The organism is Photobacterium sp. WH24 (assembly GCF_019204055.1).
GTDB classification, from domain to species: domain Bacteria; phylum Pseudomonadota; class Gammaproteobacteria; order Enterobacterales; family Vibrionaceae; genus Photobacterium; species Photobacterium arenosum.
The window spans coordinates 731205-749466 of sequence record NZ_JAGSOZ010000001.1 but is presented as its reverse complement, the minus strand read 5'-3'; the positions used below and the strand labels follow the sequence as shown (position 1 = coordinate 749466).

Annotated in this window: 14 protein-coding genes and 1 pseudogene; 2 read left to right on the top strand and 13 right to left on the bottom strand. The window is 48.3% G+C overall.

Translation table 11 applies throughout. The features are described from left to right. Nucleotides 1-130: 130 nt before the first annotated feature. The 3 genes from KCG43_RS03275 to KCG43_RS03265 all read right to left on the bottom strand — a co-directional run bounded on the left by KCG43_RS03275 (nt 131) and on the right by KCG43_RS03265 (nt 2875). On the bottom strand, nt 131-1408 hold the full coding sequence (locus KCG43_RS03275) for an RNA polymerase sigma factor (protein ID WP_218383246.1): 1278 nt from the start codon (nt 1406-1408) through the stop codon (nt 131-133). Nucleotides 1409-1469: 61 nt separating this feature from the next. After that, nucleotides 1470-2162 carry an aspartate/glutamate racemase family protein gene (locus KCG43_RS03270; protein ID WP_192016793.1) on the bottom strand — a complete coding sequence of 231 codons (693 nt, stop codon included), beginning with the start codon at nt 2160-2162 and terminating at the stop codon, nt 1470-1472. A gap of 140 nt (nt 2163-2302) precedes the next feature. Continuing rightward, nucleotides 2303-2875 carry an acyloxyacyl hydrolase gene (locus KCG43_RS03265; RefSeq protein ID WP_218383245.1) on the bottom strand — a complete coding sequence of 191 codons (573 nt, stop codon included), beginning with the start codon at nt 2873-2875 and terminating at the stop codon, nt 2303-2305. A 171-nt stretch (nt 2876-3046) separates the two neighbouring features. Here KCG43_RS03265 and KCG43_RS03260 point away from each other — a divergent pair. Next, nucleotides 3047-4003, top strand: a pseudogene (locus KCG43_RS03260) (transposase). Between the two features lie 226 nt (nt 4004-4229). Here the strand turns inward: KCG43_RS03260 and KCG43_RS03255 are convergent. From KCG43_RS03255 to KCG43_RS03210, 10 genes are all read right to left on the bottom strand, one after another. Continuing rightward, a complete protein-coding gene (locus tag KCG43_RS03255) occupies nt 4230-4700 on the bottom strand; it encodes a GrpB family protein (protein ID WP_218383243.1) in 471 nt (156 codons plus the stop codon). A gap of 159 nt (nt 4701-4859) precedes the next feature. Then, entirely contained in the window at nt 4860-5864 is a 1005-nt protein-coding gene (locus tag KCG43_RS03250) for a S66 peptidase family protein (RefSeq protein ID WP_218383240.1), read from the bottom strand. 143 nt (nt 5865-6007) lie between these two features. After that, nucleotides 6008-6565 (bottom strand): hypothetical protein, encoded by a 558-nt coding sequence (locus KCG43_RS03245; RefSeq protein WP_218383237.1) that lies wholly within the window; start codon nt 6563-6565, stop codon nt 6008-6010. 232 nt (nt 6566-6797) lie between these two features. After that, complete coding sequence (locus tag KCG43_RS03240) at nt 6798-7046, bottom strand: DUF3297 family protein (protein ID WP_120511066.1); 249 nt, start codon at nt 7044-7046, stop codon at nt 6798-6800. A gap of 372 nt (nt 7047-7418) precedes the next feature. Beyond that, entirely contained in the window at nt 7419-8543 is a 1125-nt protein-coding gene (locus KCG43_RS03235; protein WP_218383235.1) for a DUF3800 domain-containing protein, read from the bottom strand. 133 nt (nt 8544-8676) lie between these two features. After that, nucleotides 8677-9702, bottom strand: coding sequence for a hypothetical protein (locus KCG43_RS03230; protein WP_218383233.1), 1026 nt, complete (start codon nt 9700-9702; stop codon nt 8677-8679). A 478-nt stretch (nt 9703-10180) separates the two neighbouring features. Continuing rightward, on the bottom strand, nt 10181-10714 hold the full coding sequence (locus KCG43_RS03225; RefSeq protein WP_218383231.1) for a copper-binding protein: 534 nt from the start codon (nt 10712-10714) through the stop codon (nt 10181-10183). Nucleotides 10715-10801: 87 nt separating this feature from the next. Then, nucleotides 10802-13930, bottom strand: coding sequence for an efflux RND transporter permease subunit (locus KCG43_RS03220; protein ID WP_218383230.1), 3129 nt, complete (start codon nt 13928-13930; stop codon nt 10802-10804). Next, on the bottom strand, nt 13927-15636 hold the full coding sequence (locus tag KCG43_RS03215; RefSeq protein ID WP_218383227.1) for an efflux RND transporter periplasmic adaptor subunit: 1710 nt from the start codon (nt 15634-15636) through the stop codon (nt 13927-13929). The genes KCG43_RS03220 and KCG43_RS03215 overlap by 4 nt, the downstream gene beginning before the upstream one ends. Nucleotides 15637-15638: 2 nt before the next feature. Further along, on the bottom strand, nt 15639-17015 hold the full coding sequence (locus KCG43_RS03210) for a TolC family protein (protein ID WP_370630662.1): 1377 nt from the start codon (nt 17013-17015) through the stop codon (nt 15639-15641). Between the two features lie 692 nt (nt 17016-17707). On the opposite strand from KCG43_RS03210, the gene KCG43_RS03205 reads away from it, so the two are divergent. Then, complete coding sequence (locus KCG43_RS03205) at nt 17708-18250, top strand: hypothetical protein (RefSeq protein WP_218383223.1); 543 nt, start codon at nt 17708-17710, stop codon at nt 18248-18250. Nucleotides 18251-18262: the final 12 nt, after the last annotated feature.

Below are 18262 nucleotides of genomic sequence, written 5' to 3'. Positions count from 1 at the left end.
GTGCTTCTCCTGTCTGTGTATTCAGGTTGATTTAAGAGCGGCTTCTTTTTGCTCTCTACACAATAGTCGAGTGAAGCTTTAGCAAATCGACAACCGGTGAAAATTTTTTGATCTTTTGACAGGTAACTATTTAAGGTGTTGTCAGCAGTGCCAGTTTTCGTCTGAGAATACGCTGTTCCGGGGCTTGCTGAACCAGGCTCAGAGCGTGCTCAAATGCTGAGATAGCTTCTTGCACCCGACCGGCACGGCTGAGCAATTCGCCATAGGTCGCATAGGTGAGGTGATAGGTTTGGAGGACTTTTTGTTCAAGCAGATTTTCAACGATCTCGATCCCTGCCTGCGGACCATCACGCATCGCCACGGCGACAGCCCGATTAAGCTCAATGACTGGCGAGGGTGCTACTTGAAGCAGCAGGGAATAAAGTGACACTATCTGGACCCAATCCGTGCTGGCCATATCCGCCGCCTGGGCGTGAACCGCCGCAATCGCGGCCTGTAATGTGTAATAGCCAATATTTCTGGTTTCCAGAGCACTCTGTACTAAGGCAATCCCCTCTTGTATCAGAACGGCATCCCACAACCTGCGATCCTGATCTTCCAGCAATACAATATCGCCTTGCTGATCTGTTCGGGCGCCTCGGCGGGATTCATTGAGCAGCATGAGCGCCAGCAGGCCAGACACTTCAGCATCGGGCAGCAAGGATCTCACTAAACGCGCCAAACGAATGGCTTCCGCCGTCAGCTCGGAACGTGTGACACGCTCCCCCGCCGACGCAGAGTAGCCTTCGTTATAGACCAGATAGATGACAGACAACACAGATTCAATTCTGTCCGGCAACTCAGTTTCTGAAGGCAGCTGAAAGGGAATGTTCGCTTCGCGGATTTTTGCCTTACCCCGCACAATGCGCTGGGCCATGGTGGATGGCGATGTCAGAAAGGCACTGGCAATTTCTTCCGTGGTCAAACCACACACTTCCCTCAGCGTCAGCGCGACCTGCACTTTGGCATCTATGGCCGGATGGCAGCAGGTAAAGATCAACCTCAGCTGATCGTCTTCAATCACCTGATCATCGAATTCGAATGGGCTTTCAGTGTCAGAGCGGATAAAGGATGTGTCATTGGGAGCATCGAACAGCTCTGAGACAATCTCGACTTGCCGTTTTTGCCGGCGCAGATGATCGATGGCTTTGAAGCGTCCGACAGACACCAGCCAGGCGCTGGGGTTATCAGGAATCCCCTCTTTCGGCCACTGAGTTAACGCCGTGCTGAACGCATCGTGCAAAGCCTCTTCTGCGAGATTAAAGTCACCCAACAAACGAATTAAGCTCGCATACACTTTACGGGCCTCGTTGCGATACAGGTTCTCTATTTTGCTTTGTACCGCTTGGCTTGTTACAGGTGATTTCATTCGTCTCTCTCGCGCTGTTCGGTTTCCTCTGAGCCGTCTGAAGCTGGCGGTTTGCAGCACTTCACGACATAGCCCATTCCACGGCTTTGGCGGCATGGATGGCCGTCGTGTCGTACAGAGGGATACCAGCATGCTCCTGAGAGATTAACATGCCTATTTCAGTGCACCCCAAAATAACAGCATCAACACCAGCCAGCTCTAATTCATTGACTATACGAATATACTCATGACGAGATGTCGCATTAATATTACCCAGGCAAAGTTCGTTATAAATGATGTCATGAACCAGCTTTCGATCTTTTTCGCTGGGTATGACAACCTCAAGACCATACTTTTCCGACAAACGATCTTTATAGAAAGATTGTTCCATTGTAAAAGCAGTGCCTAATAGACCCACCTTGCTGATCCCGTCTTTTACGAGTTCTTCGCCAGTTGCGTCAGCAATATGAAGCAGGGGAATCCTGATGCTCTGCTCTACCTCTGGGGCAACTTTATGCATGGTATTAGTGCAGATCAACACGAAGTCGGCCCCCGCAGACTCTACACTTTTTGCCGCATCAACCAGTATCTCAGCCGCACCTGTCCAGTTGCCACTGTGCTGTAATTTTTCAATAGGAGCAAAATCAACACTATGAAGAAGGATTTTAGCTGAGTGGAGACCACCCAACGTATTTTTTACACCTTGGTTAATTTTCCGATAGTACCCGATCGTACTTTCCCAACTCATTCCGCCTATCAGTCCAATTGTCTTCATGCGCTCTCACCGCTCCCTGAATATAGTCCTGCATATACAAATACGCGGACAGACACAACAAATGAATCACTCAGCCTGTTTAACGTGCCTGTCCTTGTTAGCACCGTATAACATGTCTGTCCCTGTAATCCCGCAAGCAATCAAAACCGATAGCTCAATTCAATCATGTGGAAATCAGCCCCTGTTGTATCAGATCCATTCACACCAGCATCGGAATAATGAAGAAAACGATAGCCTAACCCCAGATTGTTAAACAGCGGCACACCAACGCCAAAAGTCAGGGCAAACTGGAAAGGCCCGCCATAATCTTGCACTCCGAAGCGATACTTACTGAATAGTGCCCCACCGGCTCCTAAATCCAGCGTAAACCTGCCGTTTTCACTGCCCAGGGTCAATTCGGGGATAGCAGAGACAACAAAAGCATTTCCCCCGGTCGCCTGCAGCATTCCGGCACTCACCATCAAGCGCGTGCCCATTCCCCAACCTGAAGTTGAATAATCCTGCCATGGTAAGCTGAAATTCGCCGCCACGTCATACGCCTCAAAATCCTCCGGCGCATCATCTCCAAGTAATGTCTGCTCTGAAACACGGGCGCGAATACTAAGACTCTGTAATTTCAGCTCTTCCGGGTAGCTCTGGCTGGAGGAGAAAAGGCAACAAAGGGCAATCAACACCCGTCTGAGCAACATTAAATGGCGGTGAGAACCGATCATAGATCTACCAGGACAGACATCAGTTCTACAAGGACAGACAGGTGAAGAAAAAAACAACTTCATCAATTTCATGAGATTCTGACCCAGATCCCCACTTCGTGATTTGCTCCTTTTTCCGGCCAGCACAGACGTATACTGTATATTCATCCAGTTCAATTATTGTGACTCCCAATGACGACAGCACGCAGCCAACTTATCAGTATAGAAGCTACGCCCTAGTACCATTGTGTTTCCCGCTGTGTTCGCCGCTCCTTTCTTTGCGGCTACGATGAACTGACCCAGACCAGCTATGAACACCGGCGGGGATGGGTTGAGAAGCGGTTAAAACGGATTGCCAGTGTCTTTTGTGTGGATGTTTGCGCCTACGCCATTATGAGCAATCACTACCATGTCGTTCTGCATATCAACAAGGAGCAGGCCCACTGCCTCTCGAACCATGAAGTTATAGAGCGCTGGCTCACCTTACATCGCGCCCCTGTGCTGATTCAGCGGTTTTTGAAGCACGAGGCCTTATCCGAGGCCGAACAGTCTGCTTGCTTAACCCTCATCAAAACCTGGCGCGAGCGGCTTTGTTCCATCAGCTGGTTCATGCGCCTGCTCAATCAGTACATTGCCAGCAAAGCCAATCAGGAAGACGACTGCACTGGCCATTTTTGGGAAGGCCGCTTCAAAAGCCAGGCATTGCTGGATGACAATGCTTTAGCTGCCGCCATGGCGTACGTCGATTTAAATCCGATCCGGGCCGGTATCGCGGAGACACCGGAAACCTCCGCCTACACTTCCGTTAAAGCGCGCATTAAATCGCTTCAAAAGAACGAAGCAACGGCGCCCAATCTTTTTCCCTTCGCGGGCAATCCGCGCAGCAATATGCCAGAAGGACTGCCTTTTCACCTGTTCGATTATATTGAACTGGTTGAGTGGACCGGACAGCAAATCAGAGAAGGAAAACATCACCATATCCACTCAACCCAGCATCCCATCCTTGAACGGCTCGGTTTTAATACAGCTTCGTGGTTGAATATCTGCACCAAGATAGCAACAGGCCCCCTCATTGGCACCACCTCGTCAATTCAAGCTGTTTTGCCGAAATTGAACCGGCAGCGCCGAACCGGTGTACAGCTCCCTTAACCCATTCACAGCAAACAGATCCTCAACAGCGATACATTCGTATGCTGCTGCTCGCCTGGAAATCATGCCAGAGGTATAAAATCTCACTTTGCATTCCAGCACGCTGTAAATCAGTCTTTATAAAAAGAATATGAAAGCGAATTTTTGAATCTGGTACAGGTCTGTCTGGCTCTGACTTATGCGTGACTGTCCTTGTAACTATCATGACTGTCCTTATTATCTCTTGCTATACCTGCGCTAAAACGTGCTCAATAAACGTTGACTTCTTTTCACGGTACTCGTCGTGTGACAAACCCTCGCACGATTTCTTTAACACATTGTACTGAACCACTAAATCTGGAGATGCGCGTAACCTGTCACGAAAATCCACAAAGCACTCGAACTCTGAGCCTATCGCTACCACCTGAAAAGCCACATCTTCGCTTGTTGACTCAAGCATGCATAGTTCAGCTGTTCTCAGTGTGTTTCTCTTTTCTTGGAACCCCAAGGTGAGCAAAATACGCGCAGAAGCTTCCAGCTCGTGCGCATCAACGCCGATCAAGATATCAAGATCACCTTTTGAAATAGCGCCTGGAACAGATGACGCTCCCACATGCTCGACTCTTGCTGCTGGCAACAGCCTCCGTATTTGATTCAGATAATAATCAAACCGCTCATGACAGGCTTTTTGATACTGATCCGGACTAAGAAATTTCATATTTCCTCTTAATCATCAATTGTCCTAACTACGAATAGTATGCCTGTCCTGATAATGGCTATTGTCCTAACCACGCATAATATGTCTGTCCTGGTAATGGCTATTGTCCTAACCACGCATAATGTGTCTGTCCTGGTAACGAGCTCTCTGAATCATTGGTTATTTCCCGGCTAACCACTGGCTTTCCAGCTGAAAAATCTGATTATCAAAGTCAATGCTGGCTTGCACACCTAAAGGTGTCACCAACATGGGATGAGTATGACAACTGTCAAAGCCATATAATATTGGCATGTTCTGACCATTAAGAACTTCAAGCAAGACGTCTAATGGCGAACGATTTGTTCCTTTGTCATCAAAAAGCTCATGCTTACCAAGCACAATCGCTCCAACCTTGTTAAAGACGCCACAAGCCTTTAAGTGAGCAAACGAACGTTCAACAGTTTCAATTCCTTTTAATGAGTCTTCAATGAACAGTATGTCACCTGAGTGTATTTCAGGCATATAATGGCTTCCCCAAATACCTGCCATTGTATTTAGATTACCGCCAATAATACGCCCGGTGATTTTCCCGCCCCCAAGAAATATCCATTCGTTGCTGAAAACAGGCTTTGCCGTGTTTTGTGTTTCCCAATCCAGTTTAACGTCTGTCCAGCGTTCAGGCATGAGATATTTATATTCACTTTTCTCTGAACTCAATATATCCAGAAATGACTGAAAAGTGTCATCAACTAAAGGCGGAAACTCACCAAACGATGCCACTAAAGCGGGTCCATAAAAAGTGACAAGACCCGTTTGTGCATAAATACCAAGTAAAAGTGCAGTCACATCGGAATAACCAACAATGATTCTTGGATCTTTTCTCAGAGCCTTGTAATCAATATATGGCAATAATGAATTACTGTTATTACCGCCAATGGTCGACATAATGCATCGAATGCTTGGATCTCGGATAAGCTGATTGAACTCTTCAGCCCTGGCCTGAATTGATCCAGAGCGATATGAGTCTGAACATCCTGTCAAGGCTCCTTCAACCAGCTCAAACCCTTGACCTTCCAGGTAGGCTTTCGCTCTTGAAAATCGATTGGGTGCGAATACTGTTGCGGGTGAAGACGGTGAAAAGAAGCCTATTTTGTCACCAATAGTTAACGCTTTTGGGAATATCACAAGTCACAAGTCTCCATGATTTTAAGAACACAATAACACCTGCCGAAGGGATGTGAATCATGCTACCTGGATATGGTGTCATATAAGATGAAAACACAACGGCCTTTGACATTTCATGGCACAATCCCTTGCCATACAAACAGTCACAGTTTTTCTGATAACTTCTTAAGGTACGATTTTGCCAGGTCATTATTGCCACGACTTAGCCACTTGATGCAATCAAACAGTTCCCAGATTAAACCTTTATCACCGTTGATATATACTGGAAAATCATCATGCTTAGGAGCTGCTTCGTCTGTTAATCGGCTTTCTATTATACCCTTTTTATCGAAAAGCACGTTAAACGGCCTTGAAATATTAAAGGGTTCGCTTAAATCGAGGCAATGAATCTCTGCACTTGTCAAGTCATCAAATATGTACTTTTTGAAATAAGCATTCTCATTATGAAAACCGTCGAGACAATAAAAGATGTCTTTTTCTGATTCAAAATCTGAAAAACATGAATCAACCGAGCTATGACAAATATTTTGGGTAAAAATAATAATATCTGCGTCCGAAACACGGTCACCTGTGCCTGCTGCAAGTGAGCCCAGCAATACAGCTGCTATGACATTTTCATCAGGATAAAAAGCGGCACATGCAGAATTAATGAGTTCTTTTTGAAGTGGTAATTGCTCGAGTTTAAGACCTTCCTGGTTCAAAATCACCTCCTTTTATATAGCGCCACAATCAGGGATGAATAAGCACATTTTATAACTCATCAATGACGTAAACGTTTAAACTGCAATAAACGCCAAACATTTAGTAACAAGTATAAATAACGAGCATGGGGATATGAAAGCTGCCGATATGTTTATATAGACAGTTGAACCAACACATAGAGCCAGCAATTCTCTCACTCTATGTGTTGGATTATAAGCAGTAAAAAACCACTTATTTATAGAAAGCTTCTACTTCGCCTTTCAGTTTGATCAGCATTGGCTGACCAAAACGATCTTTTGCTTTCGGTGAAGGGATTTTGACCCAACCCTCACTGATGCAATATTCTTCAACATCAGTACGCTCTTTGCCATTCAGACGAATGCCGATATGGTGTTCAAAACACTCCGCCACATAGTGTGGGCTGCGAGGGTTACCGGCAAGATGATCGGGTAAAGCTGGTTTATCGTTAGTGTCGCTCATGTTCATGACCTGATGTATGAATAAAGTGCGCCATTGTAGACAATGCCCGCCCGAGGCTCAACAAGGTAACGAGACTATTTCGCCTGTGCTTTGACGTGACTGTCCTTGTAAATACACTCAGCTTGCCGACATGGCAGTTGTCTGTGAAAACCGAGCCATTGAAAGCAACACGGGACTGCCCAAGCTGCCAGCAAGCAATGCACTGCGTCGGCATCACCCGACCGAGATAGCCGAAAGGCAAACACAATAAGGAGAATGGCGCAGCATCATCAACGAGGAGAAAGCCAACGCAAGACCGAATTCAGGCGGTAACCCATTGAAGTGAAACACACCGTGGTCACTTCCCGGCTGCGCGACACGTATCCTTATTTGTTATATTTTTTTGTTAAACATGAAATCTGCATGCTTTATATGTTCTGATGCACTTGAAACGTAATGCAGCATTTGTTGGTCAACTCGATCCGTTTTTAAGATTAGCTCTTTTATTAACTCCAAATTTTGTTTCTGCAAAGGATTCAGTGTATCTTTGATGCTACTTATTTCATCTGTACATATATCATCAATAAATGTAAAATAATTTTTAAAAAGCCCGCTTATCACATCAGAAAGTTGAACTTCATAATAATCTTTTGAATTAACAAACTGATAGTCTCCTCCACTTAGTATTGGGTCATGATCCTTTATAAAGTTGAAGTGTTCCTCGATTTTGAACTCATTATCATATATATGGCTCGATGCAGGATATTGTTCTAGCCTGTAACGATAAAACACCTCCAAGCCATCAATTAAAACACCTTCATTTTCTTCATAAACTAGCTCTAGCTCAGATGCTTTTGAGCAAAGCTCAAACAGTTTCTGAAGTCTCTTAAGCTTCAGGTTATCCTCGCTTGATAACTTAAACTTCATTCGAGCTGCTGGTGAGGTAGCCAACTTACATATTTTTTTGAGCTCTTTAATGAGCTTCGTTACTTTCTTTCCTTTTACATTTGGGTAATCACAACTTTTCAGAGCAGCTATGAAAGGTTCTTTCCGGATTTTTAATAATAAATAGAGCGCATCTTTGTGATACTGAGTATAGTTATACCTCCCCCCTGCGGGGGCATAATTTAGTGCGCTATTTGAATCAGCATAATCACACAGATCATCGATAATATCTAAAACTGCCCAATACTCCATGTTCAAATTACTGTAATGTATTAAGTAGTCACTATCTTTAATCCAAGTCAGTAAGTTCCTTAATTTGGCAGACTTGAGGTTATCAAGAAAGGTACCTGTAGCGACATTTTTAAACTTCATTTCAGCGGAGTTTGCAGGCAGATTTATCTTCTTGTTTAAAAGTTGAATCTGACTTTCATCTACGGCAATACCAGAATCAGGTAAAGCAACCCCAGCTAACAAGAAACATGGCGATGGACTTTCATGTGCATCTGTATTGAAGCCATTACTCTTAATTCTCAACACACGGATATTATTTGATTCATCATAATAAAACTTCATATACATCCTCAATTTTTATTTCTATCGAAAAATATAACGCATTGCTAAACGGCAATAAAATATCTGGCTAAAATTAGCGAGGAACGAGCAAAATCCAGCTGTTTTTTGTCCGTTTAAGCAACTTGTTAAATGGCTAACTATTCATATATAAATACGAAGCTATAACGCCTGCAACAATATTTAGAGCTAAAGACCAGCCAGTTTGTTTTAAGAATAATTTTCCATGCTGCTTATTTCTATCTATTGATTCGGCATTTAGCTTTTTATCACCAGAGGTAAAATTAAATACAACTTTTTTCCCATTGATATTATCTAAAGCACCATAGACCTTACTCGCTAGGATATGCCCAATCTTTCCTATTGGATTGAAAGCGTACAATCCTAAAAATAACCAGATAGCCATAACATGCATCGGCATTGAGGCACTATAAATATTAGTATTAACCCATAAGAAACTTGAAACCCATAGCATTGCATACATGAAAATAACTGAGTGATGTGTTAATTCAGCAAGAGTTTGACGACGCTTTTTAAACCAGTAGTAGAAATCTGTAATCAAAGCAGGTTCTTTACGGCAACTCACCCAATCACTAACTTCATTAATTAGCTCTTTACTAATTTGCGCGTTAATAAAGTCAACTCTACAAAAAGCAGGAGCGGTCATAACATCTATTTGATCAAAGTCGTCAGAATTTCCTGAAGCCATCATTTGCATGAATTTACCAGGTTTCATGTCTGAAGATACACGTACAAGTAATGTATGTCTTTGAGGGGAATCGAATCCTTGAATGTCGACCATAAAATCCCATTTTATTACGATTTCCTCAATGCAGTCGGGCGACTGCCAATGATGTTCCGTAAATTCAGCCCAAGTACCAAACTCTTGAATATCCGCTCCTTCATATCCAATATTTAAAGATGTGATCTGAGCATATATATTGTGGACTTGTAATTTTCTCGTAATACAATCATTTAACTCTATAATATCATCAACATCCAAGAATAAAGGCTTATGGTAGACCTTTATTCTTGAGTCTGGTTTGCCAGAAAAAAGATAAAATAGTGACTTGAGTTGTTCTTTAGGTAGTTTAGCTACAACACCACCTTCCTTTTTAATAGAATCTTCATCCATTTCAATTACTGCATTTCCGTGAGTCATACTCTGAATTCTCCTTGCCATTTAACATTTTATTCAACGACATCATGTCGTATAACTCTGTCGTATATTTCTTCATACAGAACTATATATAAGTATCTGATATTAAACAAATTACCTGAGATTACCATATGATGTCGTATATCTCGCTTTTGTATCAATTTCTATGTAACTGATTCACATATGATTTCATCATTCATGTTCGTTGTATCGTCAATCAGTGACAAGTGATTCGAAATAATAAAGCGATATTCTATCGTCTCAGATCTGTTCTTAACCAGACACGCTACCGCCCTTCACATTGAAGTGAATCGCATGATGGAAATTTGACGCTTATATATGATATTCAGATATGGCTGCTGTTTCACGCTTTGGTGTGTTTTGAGTTGCATATCTGTGCATTAGGGCAAGTTCTGCGGCGTGAAAAAAGGAGGCGGTGCCTCCTTGGGTAGGTGGAGTGTAAGCTGTTGACGGGGTTGGATTACTGCACCATGATGCTTTTCACCATACCGGCTTCGGCGTGGCCGGGGATGTTGCAGGCGAGCTCGACCTCTGGTTCGCCGTGGAAGTGCCAGAGCAGGGTTTTGGCTTTACCCGGTTTTACCGTCACGGTTGAGCCGCTGTCGTGATCATGGCCGGTTGTCATGTTGCGCATCATTTCCCGGTGTTTGAGTTGTTCTTTCATTGAGCCGATGGAGAACTCATGGTCGATCTTGCCTGTGTTCATTACGACGAACTGCACCACATCGTTGGCTTCGATCTGCACGTCTTTCTTAAAGCGGATCTTCATGTCATCGGAGAGAATAACGTGAACCACTTTGTCGGGTTTGGCGCCTTTGGCGGGCATACCGACAGCAGACATGCCTTCCATTTTCATCCCTGAATGATCCATTTTACTGTGATCCATTTTCGAATAATCCATCGAGCCGTGGTCCATTGAACCGTGACCCATTTCATCCGCAAGGACAGGCGTCGAGGCCAGTGCCATGATCAGGGCGAGTACTGTTTTTTTCATCTGTATTTCCTTTGTGTTCAGCAAAATTATTCTGATGTGTTTACCTTTGTGCCCTTCTCCCGCCGGGCAGGAGAAAGGCAAAGATAGTTAACGGTTTGATGCAACTTCGCGCTGCTTCCACAGCTTGAAAATGGCGGGCAACACCAGCAAGGTGAGAATCAAGGCTGACGCCATGCCGCCAATCATAGGTGCGGCAATACGCTGCATGACTTCCGATCCTGTGCCCGAGCCGTACATGATGGGAATCAAGCCGATGATCACGGTGATCACTGTCATCATCACAGGGCGAACGCGCAGCCCGGCCCCTTCCCGGATAGCGTCGGTCAGATCCTGTGGCTGCAGGTGATTCTGCTGTTCTTCTGCCTGTAATTTGCGCCAGTGCCAGGCCTGATTGAGGTACACCAGCATGATCACGCCAATCTCGACCGCCACGCCTGCCAATGCGATAAACCCGACGCCTACCGCAATCGAGAAGTTGTATTGCAGGAGATACATCAGCCAGACGCCACCCACCATTGCCAGCGGCAGGGTGGCCATAATGACCAGCACTTCCCCTACCCGACGGAAGCTGAAATACAGCAGCAGCATAATGATCATCAGCGTAACAGGCGTAACCACACTGAGTTTTGCCTTAGCCCGTTCCATATATTCATACTGCCCGGACCAGGTCAGTGAATAACCGGCTGGCAGCGACAGTTCGCGGGCCACAATCTCTCTGGCTTCGGCAACGTAAGAGCCCAGATCACGATCTTCAATATCCACAAACACCCAGCCGTTGGGGCGGGCATTTTCTGTTTTGATCATCGGCGGCCCGTCTTCGTAGCGAATATCGGCCACATCGGCGAGGGCAATCCGGGCGCCGTTAGGCGTGACCAGTGGCAGGTTCTGCAGTTTCACCACGGAATCCCGATAGTCCTGCGGGTAGCGGACATTAATCGGATAACGCTCCAGCCCTTCAATGGTTTCGCCGACGTTCACACCGCCAATTGCAGAGGCAATCACCTGCTGAACGTCCTGGATGTTCAATCCGTAACGCGCAGCCTGGCGGCGCTTGATATCAATGGTGACATAGCGCCCGCCGGCAACCCGCTCGGCATAGACAGAAGCCGTGCCCGCTATCGCGTTGAGGATAGGCTCAATCTGCGCGCCGATGGTTTCTATTGTTTTCAGATCCGGCCCCGCAATTTTGATCCCTATCGGGGTTTTGATACCCGTTGCCAGCATATCGATGCGGGTTTTTATCGGCATCACCCAGGCATTGGTCAGGCCGGGAAACTGCACCAGATCGTCGAAAGTTTTACGCAGCGATTCTGTCGTCACGCCCTCGCGCCACTGATCGCGCGGTTTGAGCTGAATCACGGTTTCTATCATGGTCAGCGGCGCGGGATCGGTCGCGGTTTCTGCCCGGCCAATCTTGCCCCACACGGTTTCCACTTCCGGCACGGTTTTGATCAGCTTGTTGGTTTGCTGCAGCAGCTCACGCGCCTTGCCAACTGAAATGCCAGGATAGGTGGTTGGCATGTACATCAGATCGCCCTCGTCTAGCGGCGGAATGAACTCACTGCCCATTCTGGCGGCCGGATAGTAGGCTGATGCCAGCAGTGCCAGTGCCACTACAATCACGGCTTTAGGATAAGCCAAACTGAGATTCAGCAACGGCCGGTACAGGGCCACCAGCCCGCGGTTGGCCGGGTTTTTGTGCTCAGGCAACACCTTACCGCGGATAAAGTAGCCCATAAGCACCGGAACCAGCGTGATCGCCAGTCCGGCGGCTGCGGCCATGGCATAGGTTTTTGTGTAAGCCAGCGGCGAGAACATCTTGCCTTCCTGACCTTCCAGCGCGAACACAGGCACGAAGCTCAGGGTGATGATCAGCAACGAGAAAAACAAAGGCGCACCGACTTCTTCTGCCGCTTTGCCGATCACCTGCCAGCGGTTCTGATCCGTTAGCGGTGTGCGTTCGATGTGCTTGTGCACATTTTCAATCATCACAATCGCGCCATCGACCATCGCCCCGATGGCAATCGCAATCCCGCCGAGCGACATGATATTGGCATTGATCCCCTGCCAGTGCATGACGACAAAGGCCGCTAAAATACCGACCGGCAAACTGATAGCTATCACCAGTGAGGAGCGGATGTGGAACAGGAAGATGGCGCAAACAATCGCCACCACGATGAACTCTTCCGCCAGTTTCTGCCACAGATTCTCAACCGCAGCGTTAATCAGGGTTGAACGGTCATAAGTGGGCACTATCTCGACACCGTCCGGCAAGCTGCGCTGCAGTGCTGCCAGTTTGGCTTTCACCGCCTCAATTACCTGACTGGCGTTCTCGCCATAGCGCATCACAATCACACCGCCTACCGCTTCACCTTCGCCGTTCAGCTCGGAAATGCCGCGTCGCATTTGCGGGCCAATGTTGATATCGGCGATATCTCCCAGCAGCAAGGGGGTGCCTTTGGCTGTGGTTTTCAGTGGCAACGCTTTCAGATCGTCAACGCCGGTCAGGTAGCCGGTTGTTCTGACCATGTGCTCGGCTTCGGCCACTTCGATAACCGACGCGCCAACTTCCTGATTACCACGCTGAATGGCGTTGTTAACCTGCTGAAGCGTCAACCCGTAAGCGCGCAGCTTGGCTGGATCTATCTGCACCTGATACTGCTTCACCATGCCACCGACTGTGGCCACTTCCGACACCCCATTAACGGTTTGCAGTTCATACTTCAGAAACCAGTCCTGCAGACTGCGCAGCTCAGCCAGATCGTGCTGGCCGGTTTTATCCTGCAGCACATAACTGTATACCCAGCCAACGCCGGTCGCATCCGGACCCAGGGTCGGTTTCGCGTTCGCCGGCAGCTTAGGCGCAACCTGGCTGAGGTATTCCAGCACCCGGGAACGCGCCCAGTACATGTCGGTATCATCGTTGAAAATGATATACACGTACGAGTCGCCAAAGAAGGAATAGCCACGGACCGTATCGGCACCCGGCACTGCCAGCATGGCGGTGGTCAGCGGATACGTCACCTGATCTTCCACCACTTGCGGTGCCTGTCCCGGGTAGCTGGTTTTGATGATCACCTGTACATCGGATAAATCCGGCAGTGCATCGACCGGGGTATTTTTAACGCTGTACAGGCCCGCCAATGTCAGGAACAGGGCCGCTATCAGCACCAGAAAACGGTTGTGGAGTGACCAGCGAATAATGGCAGCTATCATTGCTCACCCCCGGCCGCATTCAGTTGTTTCAGGCTGTACTCACTGCCGTTGCGGACAATCAGAAAGCGGACGGTTTGTCCTTCTGTAAACGCAGACAGATCGATACTGTCATCGACGGTAAAGTTCATTTCGCCCGGCTGCCATTGCCATTCGGGCACCGCTGAATGTGACAGAGTGATCATCCCGAAATCCGCCATCAGCATTGTAATATCACCTTTTACCCAGATTTCCCGGGCAGCAGGCTGATCCTTGACGTTGAAATCCACCACCTGATACTGGCCGGATTCTAGTTTGGTAATTTCGAAATCCAGTGTCTGTCCCGTCTTCAGCGGTGCCATTTCCAGGCTTTCAGCCAGAGTGAAATTCATCACCATGCCCGGCCAGTCCCATTCCGGTACAGGCTGATGGTTTATCGTCAGCATCTTGTGATCGGCCATCACCTCGGTAATTTCACCGGTTGCCCAGACTGTGGCTTGTTCAGGTTCAACACCGTTGATGCGTGCCAGATCTGCCGACTGACTGGATTCTGAGTCCAGCAAGAAATGTGCAGAGGTCACAACACTGTCCTGCAGGCTTAATCCCTGCAGGACTTCAATCTGTTCTGCCGCCTGGCGGCCCACTTCTATCCGGGCAGAGCGATATTTCCCCTCACCTTCTGACAACACCACGCGCGTCATACCGCCGGAGCGAATCACCGCAGAGGCCGGAATCGTCATCACCGCTTTGTCTGTCTCGGGCTCCAGCACGATGTTGGCAAACATATTGGGTTTGAGTTCGCCCGCTGCATTGTTGAAATTCAGCCGCATCCGCAGAGTACGGGTGGCTGGGTCAAGAATGGGATAGACATAATCCACACGCCCCTGCCACGCTTTGCCCGGCAGGGCATCCAGCGTCATGGTGGCTTTACTGCCTGTTGTTATCCAATGCGCCTGGCGTTCAAACACCTCGGCATCGACCCAGACTGTATTCAAGGGCCCTGCGCTGATCACCGACTGCGCCGGTGACAGATACGCCCCTTCACGGACATTCAGGCTGGCGATCACCCCGTCTGCCGGGGCCTTCACTTTCACTGTCTGTACCGCTTTGCCGCTTCTGGCGATGGCCTGAATTTGTGCCTTATCAACTCCCAGCGACACCAAGCGCTCATAGGCGCCTTTAATCAGGCCATCACGTTTAGTGCGGTATGCATTCAATAGCTCTTCCTGGGCTTTGACCAGTTCCGGTGAATACAGGGTGAAGAGTACATCTCCTTGCTTCACCTGCTCACCAACCGCATTGATGTAAAGGTTCTCCACCCAGCCGCTGACACGCACGTTGGTTTGCCACAAGTGCCTTTCATCAAAAGCGACATACCCGACGGTTTCAATTCTGGGCGACAGTGGCTGGACAGACACCGCGGCCGTTTTCACGCCAAGGTTGTTTTCCACCGCCGGATCAATACGTACCGTGCCCGGTTTAGTCTTCGAACCGCCTTGGTCTTCTTCATAAACCGGGATCAAATCCATCCCCATCGGCGACTTTCCCGGCTGATCTCGCCGGTAGTTGGGGTCCATAGGTGCCACCCAGTACAGCGGGGCTTTGGGTGTATCCGCTGATGAGTCGCTGTTATTGGCTGACAGAGCCTGGCTGCTGAGGTATTGACTGCCCACATAGCCGATTGCGCTTCCAATGAGCAGCGCCAGCACAGTAATTGTTATTGTTTTCATTCTTATTTTCCTTGGTCTGTCAGTGATGGGGCGAGAGTTTGCAAGGCTTGACCACCCAGCAAAAATGCCAGCGTACTGCTGGTCTGGCTGAAATCGGCCGTCAAACGTGCCAACTCCAGTTCAAGTGCAAGTTCATCGCTGGCCGCATTGATCACATCACTGAACTGCGCGGTGTTATTCTGATAGCCGCGTTCCACGGCTTTGGTTCTTTCTTTCGCCTGCGGCAGCAAGCTGTTCTGATAACGTTCCAGCCGCTCTGCCTGGCTCTGTCTGTCAGCCAGCAAGGCATTCACCCTGGCGTTCATCTGAGCAAGGAGCAGGTCTTTCTGAGATTTGGCTGCGCCAACCTGATAATGCGCAGCAGCGCGGTTTCTGTCCTGCCGGTTGTCCGTAAACAGCGGAAGATCCACCGTCAGATAAGCACTGAGCAGATCTGAAGCCGGTTCGCCTCGCATATTATTGGCCTGCCGGTAGCCGTACATGACTTCCACGGCAAACTGAGGCTTGTAAGCTTCGCCAGCGATATCTGCCTGAGTCTGACTGGCTGAAATCGCCGCTTCAGTCATTGCCACCATGGGGTGCTGAGCCAGCAAAGTGTAAAACTGACTCGTGCCATTGTGCGACTTCAGCACAGCGTCCAGCGCTGCCCTGTCAAGTTGATAACCGGCAGCCAGTGAAGCATTCGCCGACAACCAGTCTGCCCCCAGCCATTCAGACATCTGCGACATCAATTTACGCTGGCTCTGCCGGTTGGCCTGAAGTTTATCGTCCAGCCGACTCACCTGAAGCTGGGCCTGAAGCAGGTCCTGGCTTTCACTTTTGCCAATCGCGTAATTGGTCTGGATAAAACCGGCCATTTCCGACATCAGGCGCTGATTTTCCCTTAACACGCGTTCAGCATATTGCTGATAGCCCAATTCAAGCCACAGCTGGGTAATACTGTTGGCGACCTCCCTTTGCCGGGCCTGAATTTGCCAGTCCACGCCTTCCGCTTGCTGACGCACTTTTCTGGCCTGCAGCTCAAGCGTGTCTCCCCGCTCGAACTGCTGCATCAGCCCGACTGAAATATTGGTCATGGGATCGTCATCAAACTGAAAGCTGTCCACAGGCAAGCCGCCGACACCGACTTTCAGTTTGGGATCCATTTGAGTGGCACTGGCGACGGCCGTTTCACGTAACGCACTGGACTGCGCAGCGAGCTGCGCCTGACTGGCGTCATTGCGTACAGCCAGCGCGATCAAGGTTTGTAACGATGCTGGCTGAGCTTCCTTGTGGGCGGAGACGGCCAGCGTCTCTGCTGCCCAGACCGGAAACTGCCATGCCGGGTACAGCCAGGCGGCACTGAGACTCAGCGCCAAAGCATGCATATGTTTTTTCACCATAACATCCATTCTGTTTGCTGCCGGAAAGCGGCAGAAAAACGATACTCACCGTCAGTTCACGGTGAGACAACTTACGAAGAATGGATTCAGGCGATGGGAGGACGGTAAAGGGACTGGGAAGTGTAAACCACAGAAACAACGCTCTCTGCTGGTCTCAAAGCTAACTGGCTCTTAAGAGGAAAAGGCTGATGCTGGACGGGCAGCACAAAAGCTGTACTACAAGTTGCGGTACAACAGGTGTGGGCCATGGTCATATCATGATCGCAACCGGGTGGCATCTGCACGCTGTGTTCTGAGTGCTCATTGTCAGCCGTGTGAGACATACCGGCACAGTGATGTTCAGCCATTACCATGCTGTCACTTATCATACTGAAGGTCATTAAAGGCGTGCTATTGACCACACTCGATACAACCAGTACCAGTGAAGTCAATAAGGTTAACCAGATTGTCCGACGTGATTTCCGACGCATAACCAGCCTATGAATATCTGAACGCCTACACCCTAAAGCTTTCCCTTAGGGGAAGGTCAATACTGATGGACTCCTCTATTAAAAAAATGATACCTGTGACAAGAAAAGTCAATCATGCAACACGGCTACTACGCCCTTTTCTCGTGCATTCTTACCCTTGCAACAAATACCGCGCCAGCCTGGTCATACTAAAGAGAGTGTTGTTACGGAATTCAACTGATGCGCAGATGGTCGGTTCCTACCTGGATACTTGTCGCTACAGGGCTGCTGCTCAATATCGTCTCGGCATTGATGACCAACTTTTATATCGACGGTGCCACGGTTGATGCCAACCAGCTCATTCAGCAGCAATACAATAATGAAAAGCTCATCAGCCTGACCTGGCAGCAGATTGAAGGGATAGAACGAAAGCGGGAGTTAGTGCTGAACCTAGTGTCGCTCAGTGAGCTAAGCGGCTCGCCACTTCCCACCCCGGTTCAGCAGGAAATACAAGATCAACTGGCACCATTACACAATGCGACATTCGCCGGTCTGGCAACAGACAAGCTGACAGGACTCATGGCTGCCTTCAATACCGAACAGGAACTGCTCAGAGAAAAGATCAATCAGCTCTTTATCGATAATCTCTCACTGGCCGATAAGCACACCCGCCTGATGGCGCACATCTCCGGTTTACGAAACCTCGCGCTATTTCTGCAGATCATCGGGCTGGCGCTGATTTTAGCCAGAGATCTCAGCCGTCGGCAGGATCTGTCCCGATAACATAAAGCCTGC